We start from the raw sequence: 23,984 nt of genomic DNA on the forward strand, positions 1-23,984 counted from the left end.
TTTATCCAATCACCCGAAAAAGCTCATCCATACTTTTCTTTAATTCTGCAGATGAATGCATCCAATTGTGCAGGGCTTCATCCAGCGAGATTTCTACATCACTGTTGTTTACGTTGCTGACATACAGCGGCATATTTAAGCTGGCTTTATGGCTTAGGATTTCTTGAATATCAACAACTTTACAAAATCCATCCTGATCCTGAAATGCTTGATAGGCCGCATAAATTCGCTCGATGTGCTGCGACTCCAAGAAAGCTATATTCTTGTCCTGCCTGACCTCCTTGACCGCGTTGATGATTAACACTCTGCCTTTCTTACTGGCTTCCTTATTAGTTTTGGTAATCAGCAAACAGGCTTCCATTGGCGAGTTGTAAAACAGGTTTGGCCCCAAGCCAATCACACATTCCACCAAATCTTGCTCGATCATTTTGCGGCGCATATCGGCTTCGGCATCCCGGAACAAAATGCCATGTGGCCATAAGGTTATGGAACGACCGTTCTTCTTATCCAGACTTTTTTGAATATGCTGCTGAAACGCATAATCGGCATAGCCTTGCGGCGGCGTGCCCCAGAGATTACGTCCGTATGGATCGCTCTCAAACGCTTTGCGATCCCAGGCTTTGATCGAATACGGCGGATTGGCGAGAATGACATTGAAGCTTTTGAGCTGGTCGTTCTCCAGAAAGGCTGGATTCGTCAGAGTATCGCCGCGCACAATGCTGAATTCTTCGATGCCGTGCATAAACATGTTCATGCGGGCAATGGCGGAAGTAAGCAGGTTGACCTCCTGACCAAATAGTTTCAGGGTGCGGTATTCCTTACCTTCATCTTTTAGATGCAAAGCACAATTCAACAACAAACCGCCGGAGCCGCAGGTCGGGTCATAGACGCTTTCACCGGGTTGCGGGTCCATGATTAAGGTCATTAACTTGACCACGGTACGATTGGTATAAAATTCGGCGGCGGTATGACCGCTGTCGTCAGCAAATTCCTTAATCAGGTATTCGTAAGCATTACCCAACTGGTCATCCGGCACGTTGCTGAGATTAAGTTTGTGCTGAGAATAATGCTCGATCAGATCGATTAAGATAGCATCGGACAATCGGTCTTTATTGGTCCAACTGGCATCGCCGAAAATGCCAAACAAAGTATCCGGATTGGCTTGCTCAATCGCCCGCATCGCTTCCTGTAATGCCGCACCGATGTTGACGGTTTTCTCCCGCACGTCGTTCCAGTGCGCGCCGCCTGGAATCTGGAAATGATGGTTCTCAGCAAACGCGGCATATTCCAGATCGCCATTACTTTCCGCTAAGGCATTGGCAAATTCTTCGTCATACACATCGGAGATGCGCTTAAAAAACAGCAACGGAAAGATATATTGCTTGTAATCCCCGGCGTCGATCGTGCCACGTAACGCCGTGGCTGCCCCCCAGAGGTATTTCTCGAGTTCTTGCTGGGTCATAACGGCTGGTTTTCGGCAAAAACTGGTATTGATATGTCATTGGTTATATCCAGAAATGACAGGTGCAGCAGCTCTAATTTGCTGGAACGTGTTCCGAGACTGATTTGCCATCTTTCTTCCATAAATTTTAGAAGTGTTAATCCGCGCTCTAAAATCTCAGTCTCTGTCCAATCTTCCTTCTTGGCTACTTCTAATTCTGAATATGAACCGTTAGCATATCCATTGCGAATAACTTCTCCATTATCATCGGTTTTTATTTTTTTCTTATTGGGAAAATCGTCATTTTGCAAACTTGAATTGATGCTTGAAGACAATGGCAACAGATTTCCTAGCGAACCGCGAAGATATCTGCATTCATCATCACTAAATTTGGAGAAGCGAGTTGTCCAGTATTCACTATCCGCTGTTTGCGGGTAAATGTGTTCGATAGAGACTTTATCCGTTTCACTCTTAGTGAAATTATGCCATCCTAGTTTTGGCTGATTCCTAGATTCTTTAATCCTTTCTTCGTATTCAAACAAGAAATAACTCAGATCATTCCAACCGTAGAATCCATCACCATTCGGGCCAAATTTTCTGCTAATGAAATCTCTGAAATAGCTTGTTTTGAAGATATTATTTTTGTCGAAAACCCAAGATAGATCGTTATTTAATGATGCAATAACATCTAGTATCGACATCTCCCCCATATAAACAGCTCTTGCATTCCGATAATAAGCGCTACTTCGGTAGGAAGATTGAGCTCGGCATAGTCGGAAAGAAATAAAGATAAACCGCTCAATCTGATTTAATAGTGAAATACGCTCATTTTCATTTGGCTTTGTCCGAATTAGTGCTGCCATAATCAATGGTCTGAAATACGCGATCTTAACGCGATTGATTTTATCCATTGCTATTTGTTCAGGTTCACTCAAATCTTTCGAATCACTTGGAAAGAAGGTGCTGTACCAAATTCCAGCTGACGTTTTAAGGCTGTCAACGTAATCACTAATGTCGTTGATTTTTAATTTGGACTGCGGACTCATTATAGGCTCTAGTTCTACCTCTTCCTCTTCCTCTTCCTCAAAGTCTGGAGAGTCGGTAAGTTCTTCGACATATTCAATACCACTGGTACTAACTTCCAACTTTTCAAATATATTTTTTGGTGAAAAGTAATCATCTAGTAAATAACGTATGTAATCGTTACCTTTATTGCGGCTGTACTTGAAGTACATGATCCAGTGAGCTTTTAAAAAATCATCATCATTTAATGGTGTTTTTTTGTTACGGCCTAGTTGGTTATAGATTTCACCCCAAGTTCTGTTAATTTTTGTTCGGATATTTTCCTTGACGTCATCGGGTACTTCCTGCGGTGAATAGAGAGTAGTCAGATAGATGAGCCTGTTCTTCAGTAATTCCAGATCAGAAAGTCGTTTTCCTCTATTATTCATCGTTTCGAAAGCGACAAAGACATCAAAGTTGTCGTCGATTTCATAGAGATTAAAAAGAAATCGTTGTGTCAATTTTTCATATATCTCTTCAAGCAAAATGTGGTCTTGCTGCTTGATAAGCTTTGCAATATTTTCCTTAAAAAACTTCTTTGCATTTTCGAGATTTAATGTATAGAAAGTCTCACGTATGGTACCTGCATTAGGTTCACCAAATATTTGATGACGCAAAAACTCAAAAGATGGATTGTCTACTTCATAGCCAAACTTATATGTATTGATAATGCGATGTCTTGGTTCCGTTATAACAATATATTTTTCAATGACTTCACTAAGCTTATAAGCTCCAAGAAATATATCACCTTTGTTGGATTTCTCGTTGGCAGGGGTACTTGTAACAGCTTCAATTAAACATTGAATAAGTATTGAAACCGTTGTGAGTCGTTGTTGACCATCCACAATGAAGTATGGAATATATTTTCTACCTGTTATTAGCCATCTTTCATCGTTCCACCCTGACCAAATATTTTCTGGAACCTTCTTGATCGACAATACGCCTGTGTAGTGGGAACGATACGAATCCAAGCTAAGTAAGTCTTCCCAAAACTCAATCAGTTGCTTTTCACCCCAAGCATATCCACGCTGGTAATCTGGAATTCTAAAAATCTTATTATTAAAAACTTCATTCAAGGATTGAAGCTCTTTCATTTTAAAAATCCTTGTAATATTTTCTTAAACTTTTCTTCTGCTTCTAAACTGGCTTGCCAGGCGGCCTTCAAATCGCTCAGCGCTTCTTCCACACTGGGTAAATTGTCCTCAATGATTTTTTCCACGTAGAGCGGTATGTTCAGGTTGTAATCGTTTTGTTTGAGGTCATCGATCGTGGCCACTTTGACGTAGTTCTCAACATCACGAAAAGCTTGGTACCAGTCATGAATCTGTTTGACATGTATCGATTCGAGGTAATTTTGCGCTCTACCGACTCTGATTTGATCCGAAGCATCGATAAAAAGGACTTTATGTTTTTTCTCGAATGCTTTGTTCTGCTTGAATACCATTACACAAGCAGCCAATTGAGCTCCATAGAAAATATTTGGTCCCAAGCCAATGACGGCTTCCAGCAAATCCTGCTCTATCAAAGCTTGCCGGATAGTGCCTTCAGCCCCTTTGCGGAATAATGCACCGTGCGGTAGCACGACAGTCATTCTACCGGTGCTGTTCATGGATTTAACCATATGTTGCACCCAAGCCATGTCGCCATTACTCTTAGGTGGGACCCCGCCAATATTTCTACCAAAAGGATCATTCACCCAATTCCCTGCCCCCCAGTTTTTTAGAGAAAAGGGGGGATTGGCGATCACGCAATCAAAGGTTTTTAGCCCATCGGCTTCAAAAAAAGCCGGGTTGCGTAACGTGTCACCGCGGAGAATCTCAAAATCTTCGATGCCATGCAAAAACATATTCATTCGAGCAATTGAGCTGGAAGTCAGATTTTTCTCTTGACCGTAGAGTTTTAGCGTCCGGAAATCTTCTTTGTTATGTTTAAGGTGATCGACACATTCAAGTAACATGCCGCCGGTGCCGCAAGCTGGGTCATAAATACTTTCGCCTTCGTGCGGATCGAGGATTAATCCCAATAAATGCACTACAGATCGGGGGGTGTAAAATTCACCGGCTTTCTTATTGGTAAGGTCGGCAAAATGCTTGATTAGATATTCATAGGCTTGGCCGAGCATGTCCGGATTGATTTTTTCATTACCCAGTGCGTATTGAGAAAAGTGTTCAACCAAATTGATCAGCAGGCTATCAGAGAGTTTGTTTTTGTTGCTCCACTGCGCATCACCAAAAATACCATACAAGAATTCCTGGTTTGCTTGCTCTATACCTCTTAAAGCTTTTTCTATGGCTAAACCGACATTGGTTGATGTCTCCCGCACATCATTCCAATGACAGCCTTCAGGGATTTCGAAGCGATGAAATTCAGGTAATGCCGCATATTCCTTATCACCATCGGATTCTTCTAGTGCAATACGAAATTCCTCATCATAAACATCCGATATCCGCTTAAAAAATAACAAAGGAAATATGTAGACTTTGAAATCTGAGGCGTCGACCGGACCTTTTAAGATCCATGCGGCTTTGGAGAGGTATTGTTCTAATTGGGAGAGGGTTAGTTTATTTTCGTTCATTTGGTTGATTATAGCGATATGAACTAACTCTCGCATAAATTCAATTTATTCTGTTCGTTAACAGTCAATGCGAAATAATGAATCTTTTAACCAGTTCCATTTTGTGGAAATTGACTACTGTCAAAAGTGGCTTTAAGAAATGGAAGAAAACCATAGCAAGCGGCAATGATGTTCAGTTAGTGGGATTTGGTACTTTCTCAGTGACAGAACGTGCAAGTCGTGAAGGCCGCAATCCAGCGACCGGCGAAACCATGACAATTCCTGCCAAGAAGGTCGTTAAATTCAAGCCTGGCAAAGCCTTATCTGATGCTGCGGCATCTGTAAAGAAAACCAATGCATCTAAATCAACAAAGCCCAAACAAACAGAAAAAAAGAAATAATACGATTACGTAAGCACATAGATTGCTGCAAGAAAAGGAAATTAGCCCATTCAGACGACAGCTTCCAGACCGCGCTTTTGCACAAGATGTAACAACTTAAGAGCAGTACCTGTTGGCCGTTTCTGTCCGATCTCCCATTTTTGTACTGTCGAAACACTTGTATTTAGTATGGCAGCAAACACCGCCTGACTAACTCGTGTAGCTTCGCGAATTTGTTTTATCTGTTCCGGTCCCAACGGTTCAATAGGCGGCAAACACAATCGATCGAATTCGCGCAGCGTAACCTGATCCAACACGCCTGCCTTGTGTAAACCCTTGGCCGTGTCATGTACAGCCTCAAGAATGATTGATTTAGTCTTGCGCATCGCAATTAACCTCCATTAATTCTCCCGCATGTTGTGCTTGATCGAGCGCCTGTGCTGTCAGTGACAGCAGGTGAACAGCCAACAGCTTTAGGGCTACCTCTTCATCTTTGTCAATGTTGCTACGTTCGTTCTTTGGGAAACCAAATAAGAATATCCAACGGTTTCCTTTGTTGGTGGCGACCAATGTGCGAAAGCCGCTTCTCTTTCCTTGGCCTGGTCGCGCAATTCGTTTTTTCAGCAGCCCATTGCCGAGATCGGCATCATACAGTCCCTCAGTCATCTCACGCACGGCGGCGCAAAGACTGGGCGAGGTTAATCCTTGTTTGTTTGCCCAACGATCGAACCATCGTGTCTTGTAAACGATCATTCTGTACCTATCTTAAGCAAAAGGTAGCACTTAGTGACATATCTAGCAAGCCCTAAATATATAATATAAATCATTTTAAGTGTCTTCGTTTAAACGGATGGAGATGTCACTAAAGAAATAGGTGTGTGTGGATTGATTAATTCAAGATTGATTGAATCCGCACCTTTGCTGCCGAACACAATCGTCAATTGAATGACCAAAAAGTAATTGAAGGAAGACTATTGGTGAAACAAGATCCAGAGCCTGCCTCTTTCTCCTATAAAAACCTACTACTCATATTCCGATCGGTATGTAAAACAATAAGAATTGATGCTAATTGAAAAAAAATACTGCTATAGAGTCGGCCTATGAAACAGTTTGATTTTTCATAGCAGTGAAGGCCGGAACGCGGAGATTCTAATAAATCTTTTTAATGGCCGGATCAATAAGTCATTTCATAACACAGATCAATTCATCCCAGTTCGTTGTGTAATTAGGACTCTTGTTCCCCTGCTTCATTTTCCACGGTTGCTTGAATCCTTCGGATGCGAGTTTAATCGTTCCTCTACCCATGCGGGCATTGATATGATCCATGACGCTCATCAATTTGCTGGATTGATTATCTGCTGCGGATATCGAACCAAAGAGATCGAGCTGCCGGTATTGCCTGGATACCAGTTCAGATAGCATCACCCCCGCTTTCTGATATTGGTAGCCACGGCGGTAAATTCTGCGCAATCCCCACAGCGCAACCTTGGTTAATAATCTCGTGTCATCCGTTTGTCTTGGCAGTGCAATTGTCATACCGTTGGCATAATACGGTTCTTTCTCATTGAATGGGCTGGTGCGGATGCTGACATGCACTGATCCGGCATACGATTGTTGTCTTCGCAGCTTTTCTGCTGCGCGACTGATATAAAGCGACACCGATTCTTCCAGACTGGCCAGATCGGATACCGGAATACCAAAGGATCGGGAACTGACGATCTGTTTTTTCGGTGGGTTGATTTCTTCCAGTTCGATACAGGACGTGCCATTGATCTCACGAATGATCTTTTCCATCACGACTGAGAAACGGGCACGCAGTTGCGATGGCGATGCTGTTTGGAGATCCCACACGGTTTTGATGCCGATTTCATGCAGTTTGGGTGCTAGCCGCCTGCCGACACCCCAGATCTCCCCTACTTCTATTTTGCTGAACCAATCTTCTTGTTGCTGAGGCGATAAGCTATTGAGATCGCACACACCATTAAATTCCAAGTTCTTTTTAGCGATATGATTGGCCAGTTTTGCCAGTGTCTTGGTCGACCCTATGCCAACACACACCGGTAATCCCGTCCATTGTTTGATGCGTTTTCGGATTTTCTGTCCATAACCGGTATGGCTGTGTCTTTTAAATCCGGTGAGATCCAGAAAACATTCATCAATCGAGTAGATTTCCTGTTCGGGACTGAACATACCTAAAATGCTCATGACGCGATTGCTCATGTCGGCATAAAGCGCATAGTTGGATGAATAAGCAATGATGCCGTGCTTTCTGGCCAGGTCTTGCAGCTGAAACCACGGTTGCCCCATTTTGACGCCCAGCGCTTTGACTTCATTGCTTCTCGCCACTGCGCAGCCGTCATTATTGGATAATACGACAACTGGCCTGCCTTCCAGTTTGGGATTGAATACTCGTTCACAACTGACATAGAAGTTGTTCACGTCAATTAACGCGATGGAGCGGTTATGCTTATCCATGCAACACGATCACTTCGACCTCTTTGCGGTTCAGGAATTTAAGCAGATAGCGGTAGGTATCCCGGTCAAAACATGAGCTTGCCGATAATTCCGCCAATTCCTGATGATCCTTGACACTTCCCAGATGGCACCACTGGTCAAAGACGTGTATTTCCGTGATGTCATAGTCCGGGTTGTGTTCCCTGATGCCAATACGACCAGCATACGGCCATGCCAGTAGTTTGTAATGGCTCAAAGCCGTGAGCAGGCGCAGCCAGTGTGATTCGGCGGATTCCTGACCAGCGCACAAGCCTTTGCAGTGTTTTAACTGATGCGCAAAACACACACCAGCACCCTTTTCCAATCCCAGTGCCTTATCGCATAGTCCGTATTCATCGGCCAGCTTGTTTAAAACCTCGACAGCCTGCCGTTTGGTTTTGAAAGTGCCATAGACATTGTCAGCGGCACGCCAGTCGATGTCGCTGTCATTGATCAAAGTGACCAACGGTTTGGCATTAGGGTCACTCGAAACTTGCCAGGCACAGAGTTGCCGCTCGCGCCTAAGTTGTCGGTTATGGATGGGTTGGTATTCCTTGATCAGGCGCGATTCCAGTAACAGTGCGCCGAGTTCTCCGCTGGTGATGCGGTATTCGACCCGCTTGATTTCCTGGGCGATACGCATTTCCTTGGCTGAGCTATGATCGCCCTGGAAATGGTTGAATACCCGGGAGCGCAATGAAACGCTTTTGCCGACATACAGCAATGCACTATCGCCATGGAATAAATAAACACCGCAGGTTTCCGGGATGGCATGGATATCCAGATGATCGAGTCCCGTTGGGGTCGCTTGCTGCTTCAGCAGTGTTTTTACGGTTTCCTGAACGATTGATTCGCCGAATTCTCGGATCGCAACCTCGATGAATGCCGCCATCATTTCGGTATCGCCCATGGCGCGGTGGCGCTGGGTACAAATCAACTGAAACCTATCGATGATGGCGTTGAGGCTATGTGAATGATGCTGCGGATAGAGTTTTCTGGAAAGTTTGACCGTGCACAGTAGTTTCTTCTGGAAGGTAATACCGGTGCGCTTGAATTCGTTTTTGAGAAAACCATAGTCGAAACGCACATTATGCGCGCACAATACCGCCTGATCGAGCCATTGCAGCAGCGTTTCACACACTTGAGCAAAAGTGGGCGCATGGTCGACCATATCCTGAGTGATTCCCGTCAACCGCTGAATGAAGGGTGAAATACTGACTTCCGGATTAATGAGCGTATTCCAGCGGCCAACTTCGATACCGTTTTCATAACGGATCAGACCAATTTCAGTGATGCGATCCTGGGTTGGTGTGGCTCCTGTCGTCTCCAGATCCAGCAATACATAACACGGCAACAGTGTAGTCATTTGAACCGGCGGAAAGATCCTATCACGACGCCAAATATCTCAAACTGCGTATCGGGGCGAATGTAAATGGGTTTGTAAGCGCCTGTTGAGTTAGCTGGCAGCAGCCGTGGCATTTTGTTCGCGCCGTGATCGAGGATTTTGATGGTAAATTCCCGATCCACCACCGCCAGCACAATGTCGCCGATACCGGGCGTTTTAGAACGATCCACCACCACTTTATCACCCGGCAACAAACCGACGTCGATCATCGAATCTCCCTTGATTGTGACGAAGAACGTTGAAGCAGCGTGATCGATCATAAATTCGCTGATATCCAGGCGCATCTCCACATGATCATCGGCTGGGCTGGGAAACCCCGCCGCCACCTTGGTAGAGAATAATGGCAATAGCGTCGGCTGCTCACTAATTGCGGGCGTGAAAAACTCATCGACTTCGATTTCTGTGATGGCATTCTCATCCACAGCCTTCGCTCTTTTGCGTTGCCAGGCTTCCAAAAAGTTTTTGATTGTTGCCGTCTGGCTTTGCGGTATACGCATTGTCACTGTTGATTCGCCATATTTACCCTGACCGGCTGGCCTGCCTGCATTTTCTCGTTTTCCGCCTCGATTGGACATGTTTGAGTGCTCCCATGCTTGATATGTGAAACAACATTCAAACACACCGGCTATTGCGATGTCAAATCCACAAAAACGATGAAAGTGAAATTACAGATAGTAGAAAGCTAACTGCTAGATTCCGTCAGATGTTGATAGTTTTGGATCTGATACTTTGATCAGCCGAGGCCAGCGATCATGAATCCAATGATATTCCGGTAGTGTTTATTCTGTAACAATATAAACCCTTTGTTCACCCGCCTCTTTCGGCTAGTAATGCTTGAATAGCCATGTTGGATGCCAGAGTGATCCAATGAGATTGGTGATCGTGGTCTTTTTCCATGAAACTGATAGCGGGAATTAGAATAGGTCTTGGGTGCCATGGTTTCCACTTTCCGCTTTTGATGGAATTCAGTCGTGCTCAGCCACCATTCGGAAATTTACCGGTGACTTCATCCTTGCGCCTGCGCCACGCTATCCAAGTTACACTGCCATCTCGCAAACGCACCGGCAGTCGCGCACTCGGTTGCGGGAAATAAATCTTCTGATCTTGGTATTCAATACCGCCACACATAGACTCCCTTGCCGCGTATGGACATAGATTATCGGTCAGTTTCCAGCTGATACCAATACCCGGAATCTATACTGCTAGAGGCGTCAACGTATAAACCCGACCAAATTTTCCTGCGGTACGAATATCTCCACGTTGCAAGGCAGCACGAACATCATCTAATTTATATGCGTCTTCAATCGACAAATAAGGCGACCAGCCTTCTCCTGAGTCTATCAACTCGATCTCAACTTCCGCAATGTATTGGCCTTCTCGTACCAATTTTGTTAGATGTTTATTATTCATCGTAATCTCCTCAAAAAATCATTACTCCACTTATCACAGTCAGGACGATAAGCCGTAACGACAACAGCTGGCATGTCCGCATTTCTAGGAATACCCCACACTACATGGATTGGCTTGTTCTTTTTATCTTTTTGTAACACCAGTACACATGGGCCTTTCGGATAGTCTGGATAATCTTCCACGACTATTGCTTCCCCAATACCTGAGAGAATATCTCTTGCAAAGATATTGTCGTGCGACAACTCATCATAACCATGTTCAGATATACGGACTTCCCCGTTACTGACTAATGCTATAACCCGTTGTAAAGTCACACTCATGACAAAGTATCATCAGGTAAAATTATCAACACGAAATATGCCATCTATTTTTCCTGGAAATCATCACTCCAGCTTATCCCCTTATTTTTCATTGTATTTTATTTAGCTTCCTTAAGTTCCATCTCCGACAACGAATCTTGGCAATAGGATCGGAACTGTAAATGTGATCAAATAAAACTACCAAGGTTTCATTGTATCAATAATAGCAAGCCAACTCATGCAGTTAAATTTTGATACAATTTTAAATGTTACAGATCGAAAAATTGATTGTGTCAAATTTGTGCCAAACTGTGCCTGAAATACCACCATATGTAGTTGTGTGACACTGATTTTATGCTTGGCAAGCATTGCAAGTGATTGATTTATATATACACAAAATTTATAGCTAGGTTTCGTAATCAGTAGGTCGGAGGTTCGACTCCTCTCAACAGCACCATTAAATCAATAGGTTCCATAAATAATATAAAAACACATGATTCATGTAGACGATATGTAGACAGTAAATAGGTATATTTGCTTTGGAAAATCCAACCTGATGCAAGTCAAATTTGTAATCAGAAGGTGACGAGTTCGGTTCTTAGTCTCGGCACCACAAAATAAAAGAGTTATAATTAATAAATTCATCTTATAAAATTTATTGCAAATTCTACTAAGACAAAAGTTAGATCCCGCTGTTTACAAGAAAGTAAATACTCGTGATAGATACGAGAAATTATTTGGAATTTAGTTAATTACTTCTTACTATAGCACTTTGATGTCGTTTCGGATAACTAGGCTTCAATCTTTTAAACATGCCGAAAGGCAAAATAAATGTAACCGCTGTTTTTTGGAATAGAAAATGGAACAGACGCCCCCCCGGCGCTCTCCATGATTCTGGTTTCTATTTGCTAGATGCAACCGTTTGTAGCGCCTGCTTCGCCAGTTCCGCTAGTTCATTTGCAGCAATGTTGATGCCAAGGATTTCGAAATTGAGTCCTTCACCGCCCTCTTTCAAAGATTTCTGCATCCGACGAGCCAGACCTTCGCTTGATTTTGCTACATCCTTTGGGAGAACTCCAAAAATCTTAGTTCTTGGCCCACTTCTAAGTAAAACAAGATACTCTAGATCTCCTACAAAAATGCTCGGCAATGTTCCATCTTCCAACGCGTCGAGTCGCTCTAGGTCGACTCGTGCTTGCCCCCCGAACTCTCCCATTTTGTATTCTTTGTTAACTTCATTTTCGATCTTTTCTAATGTGGCATTAAATGACTTACCGGTTTTGGTGGCCTGCAGCTTGGCCTTTTCGAAGCGTTTGGCGGCAACAGATTTAAGTGCTAGGCGGTCAACGTCAGTCACATCGCGTATGTACCTGAGATTTCTAGCACTCGACTTACCAGATTTTGCCTCATAAATTGCCAAGATGTCGAGTACACCCTGAATGTTATTGATCTCTCCTTGCGTCCGTTGGCCATACCAGATTTTCTTAATTTCACCGGAAGGCACGTGTTTCACGACCATGCCATCCGTAATTGGTCTCAACTTGGAGCTGTCTGTAAGAAGATGTCCAGGAAAGTACTGAGGCTTTACTTTTCCTGCCTCCAAACCTAGCGCCTTCAGGCCAATCTGCTGTTGAAGCATTCGTACAATTCGTGACTCGTTAAACTCTTCTAGTAGTTGCCCTTTGGCCAAATCAATGCTCAATCCCTTTTTGGTAATCGCTTTGTCGGCTACTCGCTTGAGAGCAAACTGATCAATTTCACTGAGTACTGCTTTTGCCATCCCCAGTTTTTTCAAAGCCTCGAATAGTGCCTCTTCAGCGGCAGTGTAGATAGGCACTTTTGCGGCCCCAGATTTCCCTACCAAAGTTGCTAGAGCCTTTTCGGCGTCCTTTAACAACGGGGGTGGAATGGGCTTTTTCGCTTTGATAAGCGCTCCTACTTCCTTAAGAATTAACTTTACTTTGGGCGAATTCTGAAGTTCCATCCGTTCAGCAATGGCTAAAAACTTAGGCCATTTAGCCTTTCCAAACATGTGTTCGAGGCGGGCTGCAGTGTAAATTGCCCTGCCCGCTTTTATGACCTTAGTCGCTGCTGGTATGATTACAAAAGCTCCCATGAACGCTCGTTCAACTGGGCTCAATTCTCGACAGAAGAGATCACGGCCTTCATATACCTCTATAAGTGTCAGAGCGTTGCCTATGAAGGGGAGGCACTCGATAATTTCAACGATTACTTCTGCGGCAAGCGACGGGTCGGCCAACTTGTAAGCTGTTGTTTGAGTACCCATGCTTTGAGCGAGACGCATTGCAAGGACAATATCCTGCCGCTCCTCCAGTACTGCAGCGACTCCGAATACTGCAGATCTGTTATAAAATTCGGGGTCAAATCTATGCTCCTTCATCCAATCTTGCACAGCTCTGATGAACTGGCCCTTGACTTCATCGACGAGTGATTTCTCTCTTTTCCTATCTAGTGGATCGAGCGGTAGAAGACGTTCCTCCATGAAATAGCCAACATCGCAGGTTCCACCCGTATGAGCCTTAACGTTGAGTATTTGAAGTTTTTGTAACACAAATTCTCTATACTCGACTTCTTTTTGAAGTACTTGTGCATAAGTAGGTTCATACTTACGCAGTTGCGCGTCCGCGCGCTTGACAGCCTGAACCTGCCAGACAAAAGGTCCATCAACACCCGACTCTTGCGAAGCACGAAGCTCGTGGATATTGACAGTTTCCTTCGGACGATACTGTAAATCTTCTTCCATGAGAGTAAGAGAGATGCGCAGTCGTGCGATTTCAGTAGCTGATGAAACACCGTCAGCTAATGCTCTAAACAATAGGCTTTTCTGATTATCTAAGGTGCGTCGGTAGTCATTAAGGGTTCTAGGTTGCATGTCTTAAACCCGAGAATGTCAATCTCGTCATTCGAAGGAGGGAAGTTTATCGTCAGGTTGCAACCAAACCAAAGTAGTCGGTATAATAACTTCCCATGGTTCGCCGTCGGGTTTTGCTCCAGCCAGATCATCGGTTTGATTACGAAGTTCTTCTGCAATTGATATAAACATGTCGTCTTTAAGCCTCGGTGTTTCTCCACCTTTCCAAATGGCGCCATTATTTTCTAAGAAATACATCACAGCATCGTTATATGCTGGACGGACAGGAAGTACTACTCTGGATGAACCTGCTTGTCTAAATTTAGTGAATAAAGGGTCAGCATCGTGTGTATTGATTTTATTAATCCATTCGGAATTTCTTCCCCAAAAATAAGGAAAAAATAGATATGTCATATTTTCCCACTCAAATGCTTGTTCAAAAAACTGAATTATCTTGCCTTCATTCAGGGCATCAAATATATCAAAATCAGGTGGTATAGGTGTAGGAGGAGTACCTATAGTATCTTTCATCGCATCAAAATTACCAAAAAGGTAGGTATCCATCAGCATTTTTGTACAATGCTTTTTCAATTCAGTCTTCTCAATTTCTCTGTTTATTAAAGGATTTTGTCCCGGGATAGTGACCCCACCTTGAAATTCTTGTGCCGCAATCTTTTGCTCGTACTCCGTTTGTAGTACTTTATAAGCAGTCAATATTTTTTCAAAGGTTTGGATTTGCCATTGTTCAAATGCTTCATTGGTTAATTCAACAGCTACATAAGCATTTACTGTATACGATATAACATCGTAACTATTTACTGAAATTTGGATGGGATTGCCTTCCCAGAACCAATGATAAGGTTCAGAACTTCTATAGTTATTATCAACAGCACCTACTGCTCCGTTATTATCCAATAAGCGGAATATTTTATTGCCAATGGTCACTTCGAGCCTGGGATAGTTAGAAAAGTATGCCGAACAATCAAACCAAACGCCAAGTTTAGAAATATATCCTGCTGGCACGATTAATTCTTTACTATTAGCTGTTTGACCATTTCCATCCAGGGGCATCTTATCTTTTGCGATAGAAGTCGAAATGGTTTTCCACGGTAGAGGCGGAGGAGAAACACCTTGTACATTATAAGTAGCTATTAAATCCCAATAATTTTGTCTTGTAATCTCCCTTGGAGTTTTGATAGTTAATTTTGGAGGTGGATCAATTTTATTATTGCGAGCTTTCTTCAATGAATATTCGTAGAACGCAGCAGGTTCAGGAATGATAAACTCAAACATCATCCGTACGCCATAATTATATACTTGAGCTTCATAATGCTTATCTACCCAACGATAAATTCCGGTAACATGGTCAGGCTTACCTTTGTTATCAATACCATGAGTATTTATTTCCTCAACTTCATGCAGTTTCTTTGTGGTGCGTTCTTCCTTGGTTCTTTTTTGTATTTTAGAGACTGACTTATCAATAACCTCCTTGGCAAAATTTGAAGAGCTTTTATTTGATTCTTTTTCTGCCTTACTATACGCAAACTCACCATGAGCGGTTATATTCACCATTCCGTATGAACCTGATACAGTAATACCTGCTTGCAAACTCATTTGCTCCTCAATCGTTTCGTCACTTTCTTTTTTTAGCTCGAACCGGTCTGTCGTTTGCAAGTCTTTGGTTGTTTCTTCACTCGTTTCATTAGAAATTGTAAAAATATCTTCTATTCTATCGAGAACTCGATGTTTTCGTTCTTTATATTCTCCTCGTAAGACATTTTCAATATGCGCTACTTCGCCTGCTACATATTTTTTTAATGTTTGCTTTACCACTTTTAAGTCGCCAATCCCTAAAGGCTTTATTGAACTTCTTACATTGGTTGGCGGATGAATGATAATAGGAAACTTTATAGAATCTGCAATTCCAAATTTTGAAACGATAGAAGATATTGCTGGAATTAGTTTTGCCTCTTCTGGCATATAAGACATAAAACGTACGTCACTCAATCCAGAAACAGCTAAATTTGTAGTTTCCAGCTTTCTTTGTAATTTTGTGAAGGCATCAGATATCTGCAAGTTATTTTCTGATATATTGATATTGTTAAGTAAAGTTTTTGTGTTTTTATTTAGTGTTTCGAAACTTTTTTTATTGACTATCAATTCATTTTTAAAAAAGGATAATTTAATTTTTTCTTCTATTCCTGTTTCTTTATTTGGGATAACGACATTTTTTGTTTGCGTCGTTATTTTAGTATCAAATCTGATATTTTTTAATTCCTCAATTGCTCTGTTAGTGTCTACTAAATCAGACCACAGATTTTTATACTCCTTCACTTTAAATTCGTCTAACTTTTCTGGTTTTTTGGATTCCTCAATCGTAACTTTGAGTTTTGGCAAATCAGTGAATAATTTTGGTATGAGAGGAATAGCAAAAAAAATACTCTTCAAAGTCTGCTCATCTGAAATTATAATTTCTTGGCTAAGCAAATGAATAAGATGATATATTCTTAGGATACCTGTGAGATTATCTAAATTGATTGACTCCGTTCTTCCCAGCATGTAAAAAGCATAATATCTGTCCCAGATTTCATGTAGTTGTTCTTGAAACTCTTCGCTTTTGTACAGCACAACTAGTTTCTCATCAAGAATTTTTTCTATACCTTTTAATAAAACATCATTTGAAATATCGTTTTTATCAATATTTGTTATGAATTCATAAATTTTTTTAAGATTGCTGTCTTCTTGAAGATAATTCAAATCAAATTCTTTCATTTGAATGAACTCTTTAATTTGAGTTGGAATTTTTGTTCCATTCTTAGGATCAAATTTCTTAGTCAGCTTACCAACTGGAGTTTCTTCAGGTTTTCTTTTATCGGTAATAAAATTTATTTCCTGCTTTTTTTTATCAGCAGAAACAGGAGGTCTCAAAGATACAAATTTGAAAATGTCGGACTGATTAATGTCTTTAGTCATGATATTTTAAGTCTCCTAAAATCAATTTTTGAAAAAAAATTTGTCCAATAACCAGCAATCTATGCAATAAATATATCATTCTTCCATAAATGTATTGTTAACTTCTCCGAAATGTCTGTCATATAATTTAAATACTCTAATTCTAAGAAATGCTTACATGATCTGTAGTAAATTTTAATCGCTAGTAATATTTATCTCTATCTTTCGTACAGTTATTAACAGAACTCCAAGGCGGCTGCGCCGCAAATGCGGCCTCGCGGTCGCTGCCGCTCCCACTCGGGCGCTTTGCGCTTCGCCGTTCAGTTGGTTCCGTGTTGACTGCACATTTTTCGATACGCCATTGATGCAAACGGGTGGGTAATTGGATGGAATCTGTTTGAACACCACAGATTTTTTGTCCTATCGGATCACCATATTTTCCCAGTCCTTTGGATTCTATTTTGAGTAACTTGATGGGATTGTTTTTTCGTTTGGAAATGGTGCCGCCCATCAATTGAATGAATTGCCACCATTTGTTTTGATCGGCTGCTTGCTGGGCTTGCTGTAGAATGCCTTCGGGTGCTTCGCTGATTCGGCGCAATTCGCGCCAAATGCTGACCGGTGCGCCGCCAATTTGTTGGAATTGCCGAATGCTCCAAGTTGATGCCCAGGCTTCTACTCGTTCTGCCGCTTCTTGTATCGGGCTGCCGTCAATGTCCTGTTCCAGGCCATGGCCGTCGATGTTTTTTGAAATGTATTTCGCAATGTAACCGACTGCAGTGCCTTTGCTTTTATCGATAGGTTTTGCTAAAAAACGATGCTCTTTTGCTCCGGGTTCGTCGCCATCGGTTTGCAGGGCATAATGCCGCATAATTTCCTGTACTTTCTCGGCTTGTCCGAGCGGCATGAATAGCAGTATATGCCAGTGCGGCGTGCCATCATGTTGCGGTTCGGCAATGCGGAAACCGTACACAGGAAGCTTGTCTCGCTTGAGTTTGGAGCGAATTCGTGACCAGACTTTGTTAAGGTATTTTTGCGCTTGTTTAGGTGTTGTGCCGTCATATTTGGAATTCCGTTCACCGCTGCCGGAATGCCGGGCATGCATTTTGGATGGGCAAGTAATGGTATAGAATTCGCCAACATGTCCCAATTCATTGGCAATGAATTCAAATCCGAATAGGCGCACCATCAATTCACTGCGTCGTACATGCGGATTAGCCAAGCTATGTTCTGCCAGTTCGTTGAGTGTGAAACACTGGCCGAGCTCATTGGTTGCCAATAACCCATCGAGAACGCGGCGGATACGTTTTTTCTGTTCTCTGCGCCTTGTCAGTGTTTCATCGCTGACATAGCGGCTGGCGCGTTCATGTACCAGTCCGATGCGGATGGCATCTTGCTCCAGCTTTTGCGCGTGAATCTTACGCAGCCGTTGCAACCACCAGATTTCATCGGTCAGACGGGTATAGATGCCGGCGGTCGTGATATCTCGATCTTCTAGCGATGATCGGTCGATTTCATACTTTTGTGTTCGATGCAGCATCGAGGAAACGGCATGTTCCAGCTTCAAATAAATGCGGCTGATTTGCTGCATCTCCTTGACAATATTTTTCGCCAAATCTTTCAGGTCGTCATCGCTGGCATTGAGCGCAATGCTATTTTTAGTAATCGATCCATAAGCATTAAGCAAACTATGATTGGCGCTTTGCCTGCCGTCAAAGATATAAGTCTCCTTGTAATCGTGGGCAACGATTTTGGCGAATCGCTTCGGCAATTGCCGGAATATCGGCGCGCGCCAGCGTTTATCATTGCCATCCGGCTCATCAAGTAAACTTAAAATGCTCTCGGCGATGCGTTCACTGGAGCTAAGCAGTTCCTGGTTATCATGTACTAACGTGTGCATACACACCTCAGTACTCACTGGTTGAATAATGAGTGCAAGATTCAATATAGGCGAGCAAATCGCTATGACGATAACGAACTGCTCGGCTGCCTATTTTGACGAAAGGCACCCGAGCACCTGCCCAGCGGTCTCGTTCCAGGAATGCGATACTGACGCCTAAGATTTGTGCGGCTTGTTTAGTAGTGAGTAATGAGTTTTGCATGATTGTCTCCAGTAGTAGTTAAACTGAAGACAATTTGCGATAAATGACGGGGTAAAAAAAGACGCTAAAAAAGTAGATAGGTATCTATTTTTTTTGAAAGGGGTTTTGTTTTTTCTATCCCATTGATTTCTTTCTTCTTCCACCTTTCCTGGCAAGCTCGGGAGCGTACTCTTTTGCCCATTCCTGAAATGAATCTTTGGAAAAAACAGAGGGGTTTCCGTATTTCTGCATTATTGAATGGTTATAAATTTGGTCATACGAGTGATTCGGATTTTCTTTCCATAGTTTTCTGGCAAGCTCCAGGCAGCCTGTTATTTTCCTGCGCCTATCAGTCATTTCATCATGCCAGTTTTTATTTTCGTCTTCAGTCTCGACTGTTTGACCTGTAGCTGTTATTTGATTCTGTGTCCAACATGGCGGTGGTGCAAGCAAGGCTACTTTCTCGCACCAAGTAATGACTTCATTTCTCTTGACGTAAAGATTATCCAGGTAATCCTTGCTGAATTTGTTATGCATGAGCCATCGGTAAAATTTAATGGTATGCCTGAAATCAAAGATAATTGAAAGAAACGAATCATCGAAGAAAATTCGGTGCCCCTTCCAACGAGCGGAAATCTCCTTGCTGCCTATTGCTCGGATCAGGCGATCAATCGCAAGTCTTAGCCCTGATGAAATTGCAGCGGAATCGGTTTGATCGGATTTTTCACCGGCCCAATCATGCGCCAATTGCCAGATAGATTTGAAGTCGGGATTATTTTCTACATGCATGACAACCATCCTATGAGAAATAATCTCAATTGACGGCTGAATAATTTGCTTGCTTGAGGAAATTTGCGAATGGTATCTTGAGTACTCGGATTTGCCACCCTTGACAGGCTGCCGCCGCCCAAAGTTTGGTTTTGCATGAAGGATTGCGGTATTGTGATTTAGTTAGAAAGAAGCAGATGCATTGCGGCGTGAGATCCACAAGGAGCTAAAAACGGAAAAGATTCAATCCTTCGCCGGTATTGTCTTGGGCGGCGGCAGCCTGTCAAGGGCAAGCCGCTTCGCGGTGGCAAAAAAACTGATTAAAATAAGATGAGTGTTAGTTAGTCAGCACCTCGGATAGCTGAATGCACTCGTTCAAGCATCTTATTGGTTACGGTGTCGCGGCGTTCAATTTGGCTCACATAAGCTTGACTGACACCTAAACATTGAGCCAATTGCTCTTGCGTAATACCAGCCTTGATTCGTGCGAGCGCTATAGGATTATCGACATAATCTTCAAGAACAAACGGTTCATAGGCTTCATTCCGATTTGCTTCACAAGTAGCCAATTCTTTTTCGATCTGATCTTTCAAGGCACGGTAAACCGCTATTGGTAACAGGACATATTCGTCTTTACCTTGGATGGATTTGATTTTTTGCAGCGTCATTTGTAAGCATCTCCACGCGGTTTGATTTTCTCAATCGTAATAATTCTAACGACATCATGCCGTTCAAAAATAACACGCCAGTTACCAACTCTCATCCGAAAATAGGGCTCACCTTCCAGTTTCTTGATATCAAGCGAACTATCATCAGGATTCCGGCCTAGTTGTTCCAATTTCTCAGCGATCCTGAATCGATCCGTTTTCGGCAAGCTTTGCAGTTTCTTTTTGGCTTGCGGCCGGATCAACAAACTGTACGGATTGTGCATATTATAAGTTATAAAATGTTATATTCAAGCATTTTGGTGCTTTTGGAATGACAATATCTTCTTGTCTTCTTTGATTTTGAAATATCGAATCAATTGAAAGGATATTTGTTGCATGGGTTTTCGCAAACGCTCGACATCGCTGATAATATAGCCAGCAGTGACATCGTTGGTCATTTTATGATTTACTAGCCGTTTAAGTGCATAAGCAGATATATCGATACTTTCGGCAATCGTGATAAAAGTGCGGCGCAGATCGTGTAGTGTGAACGATACTTCGGATAATTGAATAACTTTCTGCACTTGACGGCGCGGTTCAATTAAATATCCCGCTTTACCATCCCCAGCAAAAACATATTCAGAATCGGTCACGGCTTTTCTGCTTTGCAGTAGATCGAAAACAAAATCGGTTAGCGGCAATGTCAAAGGTTCCCAATTCTTGGTATCGGTCAATGTAAAAGAGCGATCATCCAAATCTATATTCGACCATTTCAGCGTTGCGGCTTCTTGTCGTCTTAGACCTGTAAACAAAAGAAATAAAAGATAATCGGCCACCATTGCAGATTGGTTAGATATTTGATCTTGCTTAAGCGACATCACAGCTTCATACCAAGGAGAAAGTTGATGAGGTTTGATAACGGTTTGGCGACGATCTACCCGATACCATGCGCGGGTTTGCGTCAGACGCATAACAGGATTTTCCCGTAATATTGAATGTCCACTACCATCTTCATATTGTGCAATGGCAAAATTGAATAGGGCACGCAAAAAACGCATCGACAGATTGGCATAAGCTTCGCCTCTTTCCACTCCGATTTTGTTATGCCGCTTGCTGACCATGTCCTTATTGATACCGGTTATTGCTTTATCCTGCCAGTCGGCAAAAACGACGGCCATCACTCGTCGGTAATCATAGAGTGTTCGCTCTTTGAGATTTTTCCGGGTTTTAACGAAATCATCAAAAGCTTGTTTTAGTGTCGTACCTTGCAAGGCTTCCTGCTTTTTCTCAGCGGCAGGATTGCGGCCAACAGCAATATGTCCCAGTAATTTATGGGCTTCCTTTCTGGCTTGTTCAACAGTTAATTCAGGATACCTGCCTAGTGTTAACCGTTTCACTTTGCCGTCGATTCTTTTTTCCAAAATGAATGATTTTGCGCCGGATGAAGTAACACGCACGGCAAAACCTTTGAGTTCGGTATCGCGGATAAAAGCTTGGCCGGTTTCCGGTGTAGACAGTTTGTCTACATAGGATTTTGTGATTTTTTGCGGGAGTGTTTGAGGTGCGGTCATTGTTTCAATCTCCTTTTTCATGCAGATGCCATGTAGACACTATGTAGACAATAGGCGTAAAACTATGGGGTGGAGTTTAAAACAACTTAATAGCAAAAATCAATACAAAACAATGATATGAATTGATATTAAAACAACGTAAAACAGTACATTTTAGAATTCGTAATCAGTAGGTCGGAGGTTCGACTCCTCTCAACAGCACCAATTAAATCAAATAGTTACAATATAACACCGTATATTTTTCATGTACTTGCTTGAACAAACTCGTAATTAGCCCCAGTATTAGTCCCAGTTACAATCTTGGTTGTTGCTGCATTTCGTTGGATAGTTTTGGATCAAGGTTCAAAATAAACCCGCTATTATGTTGACCGAATCTTTTTATCATTCATGCAGGGACTTTATTGAACCTTTTCCAATAATGATGTTCAAATGCATATAATGAAGGAAACAAGCTTTTTAAGTTTTTTCTTTATTGAAGTTTGTTGGTTTTGAATACCAATGAATTGATTATATTTATTTGTTTATTTTAAAACTAAACAAATTTGATTAACCTCGTTAATTGCAATCGAAGTATGTTTGTGAATGTGTTCATTTGAACATGAGAAGTTAATTTGAAGCTGTATTTATATTATGAAGGACAACTCAATAGAAACATAAGGTAAGTGGTTGTAATTAGCGGCATATTTAAAAGGTATTAATATATGCTGTCTAATAATAAGTCAAAACTCATTCGTCTTAAAGAAGTTATAGAAATTAGTGGCTTAAAACGCTCAACTATCTATAACTATATCACCAAAGGGATTTTTCCCTCTCAAATCAAACTTGGCGAACGCTGTGTTGCATGGGTAGAAAATGAAATTTTAGAAGTTAATTTTGCTCGAATGGCAGAAAGAACCGAGCAAGAAATTAAAGATCTTGTTGCACAGCAAAAAGATTTACGTCTGCAAAATAGTTATCAATAAAAGAGGTGATTATGAATATAACTTCTTCGTTGATAAAACCCATTACATTTAATTTCTTTCCCTTCCCTCAATATTTCATAGTTGAAAAACTTGTATCAAGTTTGAGCGCTATGACTTGGTTGGTTTCTAATCAACCTCAGGAAAATATTAATCCTATCATTGCCATTTCTACACCGCCTCCCCAGAGAATAAAAGCAGTTAAGAAATAAAACCAATAAGCAACAATCTAAATACATTGATTTAGGCATCCAAGGGATGAATCATGTATTTGGACATCAATACTATTTCTTTTTCTTAATGGATCTCAGATAGCAACCTGGATTTACGAAGCGAAAGAAATGAAATGTGACCATGTTTAACTCTTCAACCACATGGTTTATTTATCTATTAATAAGAATAAGACAATGAATGATTAATATAGAAATAACAAAAGTAACACTTAGAGAATGGATAGAAGAGCTTACTCAATATAATTCACTTATGCTAACCATTAGCGAACCTCATGCAAGAATTAGAATCATTACAAAACATATTTAAGGACAGAATTTTCAAAATCCCAGACTACCAACGAAGGTATGCATGGACAATAAGACAGCTAAAAGATTTTTGGGAGGATGTTGTAAATCTGCCGTCAGATAGATACCACTACACAGGACTTCTATCTCTGAAAAAATTGGACAAACAAACTTGGTCTGTATGGAATGATGAGAAATGGTTAATAGAAGATAGAGGATATAAGCCATTCCATATTGTTGATGGACAACAACGATTGACAACCTTTGTAATTTTCATTCAAGCTATTTCAGAACTACTCAAAGGATTACCAGAAAATTCAAAGAAAAAAGAGGACGAGATCTATCTTGGTTCATTTAGTCTAAAGACTATCAAAGAATCATACCTTGTAATCGAAAAACCACCACGATTCATTATTAGGTCCTATAAATTCGGTTACGAAACAGATAATCCGAGTTTTAAATTTCTAAGACACAGGATGTTGATACCGGTTTAAAATTGACCACCCATTACGGTTGAAAAATGACCAGGGGGAAACAGAGCGCAGGATACTACGCTACTGTGGATAAGTGGA

General features: G+C 41.8%; 23 protein-coding genes. 4 read left to right on the forward strand and 19 right to left on the reverse strand.

Translation table 11 applies throughout. From position 1 onward, the window contains the following. Nucleotide 1: 1 nt before the first annotated feature. Genes C8R34_RS11415 through C8R34_RS11425 form a run of 3 tightly spaced genes read right to left on the reverse strand, consistent with a single transcriptional unit; the run spans nucleotide 2 to nucleotide 5,078 of the window. Complete coding sequence (locus C8R34_RS11415; RefSeq protein WP_110340785.1) at nucleotides 2-1,462, reverse strand: class I SAM-dependent DNA methyltransferase; 1,461 nt, start codon at nucleotides 1,460-1,462, stop codon at nucleotides 2-4. Next, complete coding sequence (locus C8R34_RS11420; protein ID WP_110340787.1) at nucleotides 1,459-3,597, reverse strand: DUF262 domain-containing protein; 2,139 nt, start codon at nucleotides 3,595-3,597, stop codon at nucleotides 1,459-1,461. The genes C8R34_RS11415 and C8R34_RS11420 overlap by 4 nt, the downstream gene beginning before the upstream one ends. Beyond that, the gene (locus C8R34_RS11425) at nucleotides 3,594-5,078 is read right to left on the reverse strand and encodes a class I SAM-dependent DNA methyltransferase (RefSeq protein WP_110340789.1); all 1,485 of its coding nucleotides are present in this window, start codon (nucleotides 5,076-5,078) and stop codon (nucleotides 3,594-3,596) included. The genes C8R34_RS11420 and C8R34_RS11425 overlap by 4 nt, the downstream gene beginning before the upstream one ends. 77 nt (nucleotides 5,079-5,155) lie before the next feature. Here C8R34_RS11425 and C8R34_RS11430 point away from each other — a divergent pair, with 77 nt between their 5' ends. Beyond that, nucleotides 5,156-5,458 (forward strand): HU family DNA-binding protein, encoded by a 303-nt coding sequence (locus tag C8R34_RS11430; protein ID WP_110340791.1) that lies wholly within the window; start codon nucleotides 5,156-5,158, stop codon nucleotides 5,456-5,458. A 50-nt stretch (nucleotides 5,459-5,508) separates the two neighbouring features. Here C8R34_RS11430 and C8R34_RS11435 read toward each other — a convergent pair whose 3' ends face one another. The 16 genes from C8R34_RS11435 to C8R34_RS11510 form a co-directional block, all read right to left on the reverse strand. Continuing rightward, on the reverse strand, nucleotides 5,509-5,823 hold the full coding sequence (locus C8R34_RS11435) for a DNA-binding transcriptional regulator (RefSeq protein ID WP_110340793.1): 315 nt from the start codon (nucleotides 5,821-5,823) through the stop codon (nucleotides 5,509-5,511). After that, nucleotides 5,810-6,190 carry a type II toxin-antitoxin system RelE/ParE family toxin gene (locus tag C8R34_RS11440; protein WP_110340795.1) on the reverse strand — a complete coding sequence of 127 codons (381 nt, stop codon included), beginning with the start codon at nucleotides 6,188-6,190 and terminating at the stop codon, nucleotides 5,810-5,812. The genes C8R34_RS11435 and C8R34_RS11440 overlap by 14 nt, the downstream gene beginning before the upstream one ends. 429 nt (nucleotides 6,191-6,619) lie before the next feature. Beyond that, nucleotides 6,620-7,912, reverse strand: a complete 1,293-nt coding sequence (locus C8R34_RS11445; protein ID WP_110340797.1) for a Y-family DNA polymerase — start codon at nucleotides 7,910-7,912, stop codon at nucleotides 6,620-6,622. After that, on the reverse strand, nucleotides 7,905-9,296 hold the full coding sequence (locus tag C8R34_RS11450) for an exonuclease domain-containing protein (protein WP_110340799.1): 1,392 nt from the start codon (nucleotides 9,294-9,296) through the stop codon (nucleotides 7,905-7,907). The genes C8R34_RS11445 and C8R34_RS11450 overlap by 8 nt, the downstream gene beginning before the upstream one ends. Next, nucleotides 9,293-9,910 carry a LexA family transcriptional regulator gene (locus C8R34_RS11455; protein ID WP_110340801.1) on the reverse strand — a complete coding sequence of 206 codons (618 nt, stop codon included), beginning with the start codon at nucleotides 9,908-9,910 and terminating at the stop codon, nucleotides 9,293-9,295. The genes C8R34_RS11450 and C8R34_RS11455 overlap by 4 nt, the downstream gene beginning before the upstream one ends. Before the next feature lie 400 nt (nucleotides 9,911-10,310). Next, nucleotides 10,311-10,463, reverse strand: coding sequence for a hypothetical protein (locus C8R34_RS17085; RefSeq protein ID WP_258364475.1), 153 nt, complete (start codon nucleotides 10,461-10,463; stop codon nucleotides 10,311-10,313). Nucleotides 10,464-10,529: 66 nt separating this feature from the next. Continuing rightward, on the reverse strand, nucleotides 10,530-10,745 hold the full coding sequence (locus C8R34_RS11465; RefSeq protein WP_110340803.1) for a hypothetical protein: 216 nt from the start codon (nucleotides 10,743-10,745) through the stop codon (nucleotides 10,530-10,532). Next, the gene (locus tag C8R34_RS11470; RefSeq protein WP_110340805.1) at nucleotides 10,742-11,065 is read right to left on the reverse strand and encodes a DUF4258 domain-containing protein; all 324 of its coding nucleotides are present in this window, start codon (nucleotides 11,063-11,065) and stop codon (nucleotides 10,742-10,744) included. Before C8R34_RS11470 ends, C8R34_RS11465 begins: the two co-directional genes overlap by 4 nt. A gap of 880 nt (nucleotides 11,066-11,945) precedes the next feature. Next, nucleotides 11,946-13,937 (reverse strand): pre-toxin TG domain-containing protein, encoded by a 1,992-nt coding sequence (locus tag C8R34_RS11475; protein WP_132467092.1) that lies wholly within the window; start codon nucleotides 13,935-13,937, stop codon nucleotides 11,946-11,948. 27 nt (nucleotides 13,938-13,964) lie between these two features. Then, nucleotides 13,965-16,889, reverse strand: a complete 2,925-nt coding sequence (locus C8R34_RS11480; protein ID WP_110340809.1) for a hypothetical protein — start codon at nucleotides 16,887-16,889, stop codon at nucleotides 13,965-13,967. A 181-nt stretch (nucleotides 16,890-17,070) separates the two neighbouring features. Next, nucleotides 17,071-18,768: a replication endonuclease gene (locus C8R34_RS11485; protein WP_110340811.1), complete on the reverse strand. Its 1,698-nt coding sequence runs from the start codon at nucleotides 18,766-18,768 to the stop codon at nucleotides 17,071-17,073. A gap of 7 nt (nucleotides 18,769-18,775) precedes the next feature. Further along, the gene (locus C8R34_RS11490; protein WP_181415499.1) at nucleotides 18,776-18,970 is read right to left on the reverse strand and encodes an AlpA family transcriptional regulator; all 195 of its coding nucleotides are present in this window, start codon (nucleotides 18,968-18,970) and stop codon (nucleotides 18,776-18,778) included. 114 nt (nucleotides 18,971-19,084) lie between these two features. Continuing rightward, the gene (locus C8R34_RS11495; protein WP_132467093.1) at nucleotides 19,085-19,738 is read right to left on the reverse strand and encodes a hypothetical protein; all 654 of its coding nucleotides are present in this window, start codon (nucleotides 19,736-19,738) and stop codon (nucleotides 19,085-19,087) included. 320 nt (nucleotides 19,739-20,058) lie between these two features. After that, complete coding sequence (locus C8R34_RS11500) at nucleotides 20,059-20,385, reverse strand: helix-turn-helix transcriptional regulator (protein ID WP_110340817.1); 327 nt, start codon at nucleotides 20,383-20,385, stop codon at nucleotides 20,059-20,061. Then, entirely contained in the window at nucleotides 20,382-20,648 is a 267-nt protein-coding gene (locus C8R34_RS11505; protein ID WP_110340819.1) for a type II toxin-antitoxin system RelE/ParE family toxin, read from the reverse strand. Before C8R34_RS11505 ends, C8R34_RS11500 begins: the two co-directional genes overlap by 4 nt. A gap of 24 nt (nucleotides 20,649-20,672) precedes the next feature. Continuing rightward, nucleotides 20,673-21,935: an integrase family protein gene (locus tag C8R34_RS11510; protein WP_110340821.1), complete on the reverse strand. Its 1,263-nt coding sequence runs from the start codon at nucleotides 21,933-21,935 to the stop codon at nucleotides 20,673-20,675. Between the two features lie 701 nt (nucleotides 21,936-22,636). Here C8R34_RS11510 and C8R34_RS11515 point away from each other — a divergent pair. The 3 genes from C8R34_RS11515 (at nucleotide 22,637) to C8R34_RS11520 (ending at nucleotide 23,906) form a co-directional block, all read left to right on the forward strand. Continuing rightward, on the forward strand, nucleotides 22,637-22,897 hold the full coding sequence (locus tag C8R34_RS11515) for an AlpA family transcriptional regulator (RefSeq protein ID WP_110340823.1): 261 nt from the start codon (nucleotides 22,637-22,639) through the stop codon (nucleotides 22,895-22,897). A gap of 11 nt (nucleotides 22,898-22,908) precedes the next feature. Further along, the gene (locus C8R34_RS16290; RefSeq protein ID WP_132467094.1) at nucleotides 22,909-23,106 is read left to right on the forward strand and encodes a hypothetical protein; all 198 of its coding nucleotides are present in this window, start codon (nucleotides 22,909-22,911) and stop codon (nucleotides 23,104-23,106) included. A gap of 293 nt (nucleotides 23,107-23,399) precedes the next feature. Beyond that, a complete protein-coding gene (locus C8R34_RS11520; protein ID WP_110340825.1) occupies nucleotides 23,400-23,906 on the forward strand; it encodes a DUF262 domain-containing protein in 507 nt (168 codons plus the stop codon). Nucleotides 23,907-23,984: the final 78 nt, after the last annotated feature.

This window comes from Nitrosomonas sp. Nm84, from assembly GCF_003201565.1.
Taxonomy (GTDB): domain Bacteria; phylum Pseudomonadota; class Gammaproteobacteria; order Burkholderiales; family Nitrosomonadaceae; genus Nitrosomonas.

What these genes read in the sequence shown, in the direction of transcription:
- C8R34_RS11450 (WP_110340799.1), bottom strand. Translation starts at nt 9,296, where the DNA reads ATGACTACACTGTTGCCGTGTTATGTATTGCTGGATCTGGAGACGACA.
- C8R34_RS11495 (WP_132467093.1), bottom strand. Translation starts at nt 19,738, where the DNA reads ATGCATGTAGAAAATAATCCCGACTTCAAATCTATCTGGCAATTGGCG.
- C8R34_RS11480 (WP_110340809.1), bottom strand. Translation starts at nt 16,889, where the DNA reads ATGACTAAAGACATTAATCAGTCCGACATTTTCAAATTTGTATCTTTG.
- C8R34_RS11420 (WP_110340787.1), bottom strand. Translation starts at nt 3,597, where the DNA reads ATGAAAGAGCTTCAATCCTTGAATGAAGTTTTTAATAATAAGATTTTT.
- C8R34_RS17085 (WP_258364475.1), bottom strand. Translation starts at nt 10,463, where the DNA reads ATGTGTGGCGGTATTGAATACCAAGATCAGAAGATTTATTTCCCGCAA.
- C8R34_RS11435 (WP_110340793.1), bottom strand. Translation starts at nt 5,823, where the DNA reads ATGCGCAAGACTAAATCAATCATTCTTGAGGCTGTACATGACACGGCC.
- C8R34_RS16290 (WP_132467094.1), top strand. Translation starts at nt 22,909, where the DNA reads ATGAATATAACTTCTTCGTTGATAAAACCCATTACATTTAATTTCTTT.
- C8R34_RS11485 (WP_110340811.1), bottom strand. Translation starts at nt 18,768, where the DNA reads ATGCACACGTTAGTACATGATAACCAGGAACTGCTTAGCTCCAGTGAA.
- C8R34_RS11520 (WP_110340825.1), top strand. Translation starts at nt 23,400, where the DNA reads ATGCAAGAATTAGAATCATTACAAAACATATTTAAGGACAGAATTTTC.
- C8R34_RS11455 (WP_110340801.1), bottom strand. Translation starts at nt 9,910, where the DNA reads ATGTCCAATCGAGGCGGAAAACGAGAAAATGCAGGCAGGCCAGCCGGT.
- C8R34_RS11470 (WP_110340805.1), bottom strand. Translation starts at nt 11,065, where the DNA reads ATGAGTGTGACTTTACAACGGGTTATAGCATTAGTCAGTAACGGGGAA.
- C8R34_RS11505 (WP_110340819.1), bottom strand. Translation starts at nt 20,648, where the DNA reads ATGCACAATCCGTACAGTTTGTTGATCCGGCCGCAAGCCAAAAAGAAA.
- C8R34_RS11440 (WP_110340795.1), bottom strand. Translation starts at nt 6,190, where the DNA reads ATGATCGTTTACAAGACACGATGGTTCGATCGTTGGGCAAACAAACAA.
- C8R34_RS11415 (WP_110340785.1), bottom strand. Translation starts at nt 1,462, where the DNA reads ATGACCCAGCAAGAACTCGAGAAATACCTCTGGGGGGCAGCCACGGCG.
- C8R34_RS11425 (WP_110340789.1), bottom strand. Translation starts at nt 5,078, where the DNA reads ATGAACGAAAATAAACTAACCCTCTCCCAATTAGAACAATACCTCTCC.
- C8R34_RS11500 (WP_110340817.1), bottom strand. Translation starts at nt 20,385, where the DNA reads ATGACGCTGCAAAAAATCAAATCCATCCAAGGTAAAGACGAATATGTC.
- C8R34_RS11445 (WP_110340797.1), bottom strand. Translation starts at nt 7,912, where the DNA reads ATGGATAAGCATAACCGCTCCATCGCGTTAATTGACGTGAACAACTTC.
- C8R34_RS11465 (WP_110340803.1), bottom strand. Translation starts at nt 10,745, where the DNA reads ATGAATAATAAACATCTAACAAAATTGGTACGAGAAGGCCAATACATT.
- C8R34_RS11475 (WP_132467092.1), bottom strand. Translation starts at nt 13,937, where the DNA reads ATGCAACCTAGAACCCTTAATGACTACCGACGCACCTTAGATAATCAG.
- C8R34_RS11430 (WP_110340791.1), top strand. Translation starts at nt 5,156, where the DNA reads ATGAATCTTTTAACCAGTTCCATTTTGTGGAAATTGACTACTGTCAAA.
- C8R34_RS11490 (WP_181415499.1), bottom strand. Translation starts at nt 18,970, where the DNA reads ATGCAAAACTCATTACTCACTACTAAACAAGCCGCACAAATCTTAGGC.
- C8R34_RS11515 (WP_110340823.1), top strand. Translation starts at nt 22,637, where the DNA reads ATGCTGTCTAATAATAAGTCAAAACTCATTCGTCTTAAAGAAGTTATA.
- C8R34_RS11510 (WP_110340821.1), bottom strand. Translation starts at nt 21,935, where the DNA reads ATGACCGCACCTCAAACACTCCCGCAAAAAATCACAAAATCCTATGTA.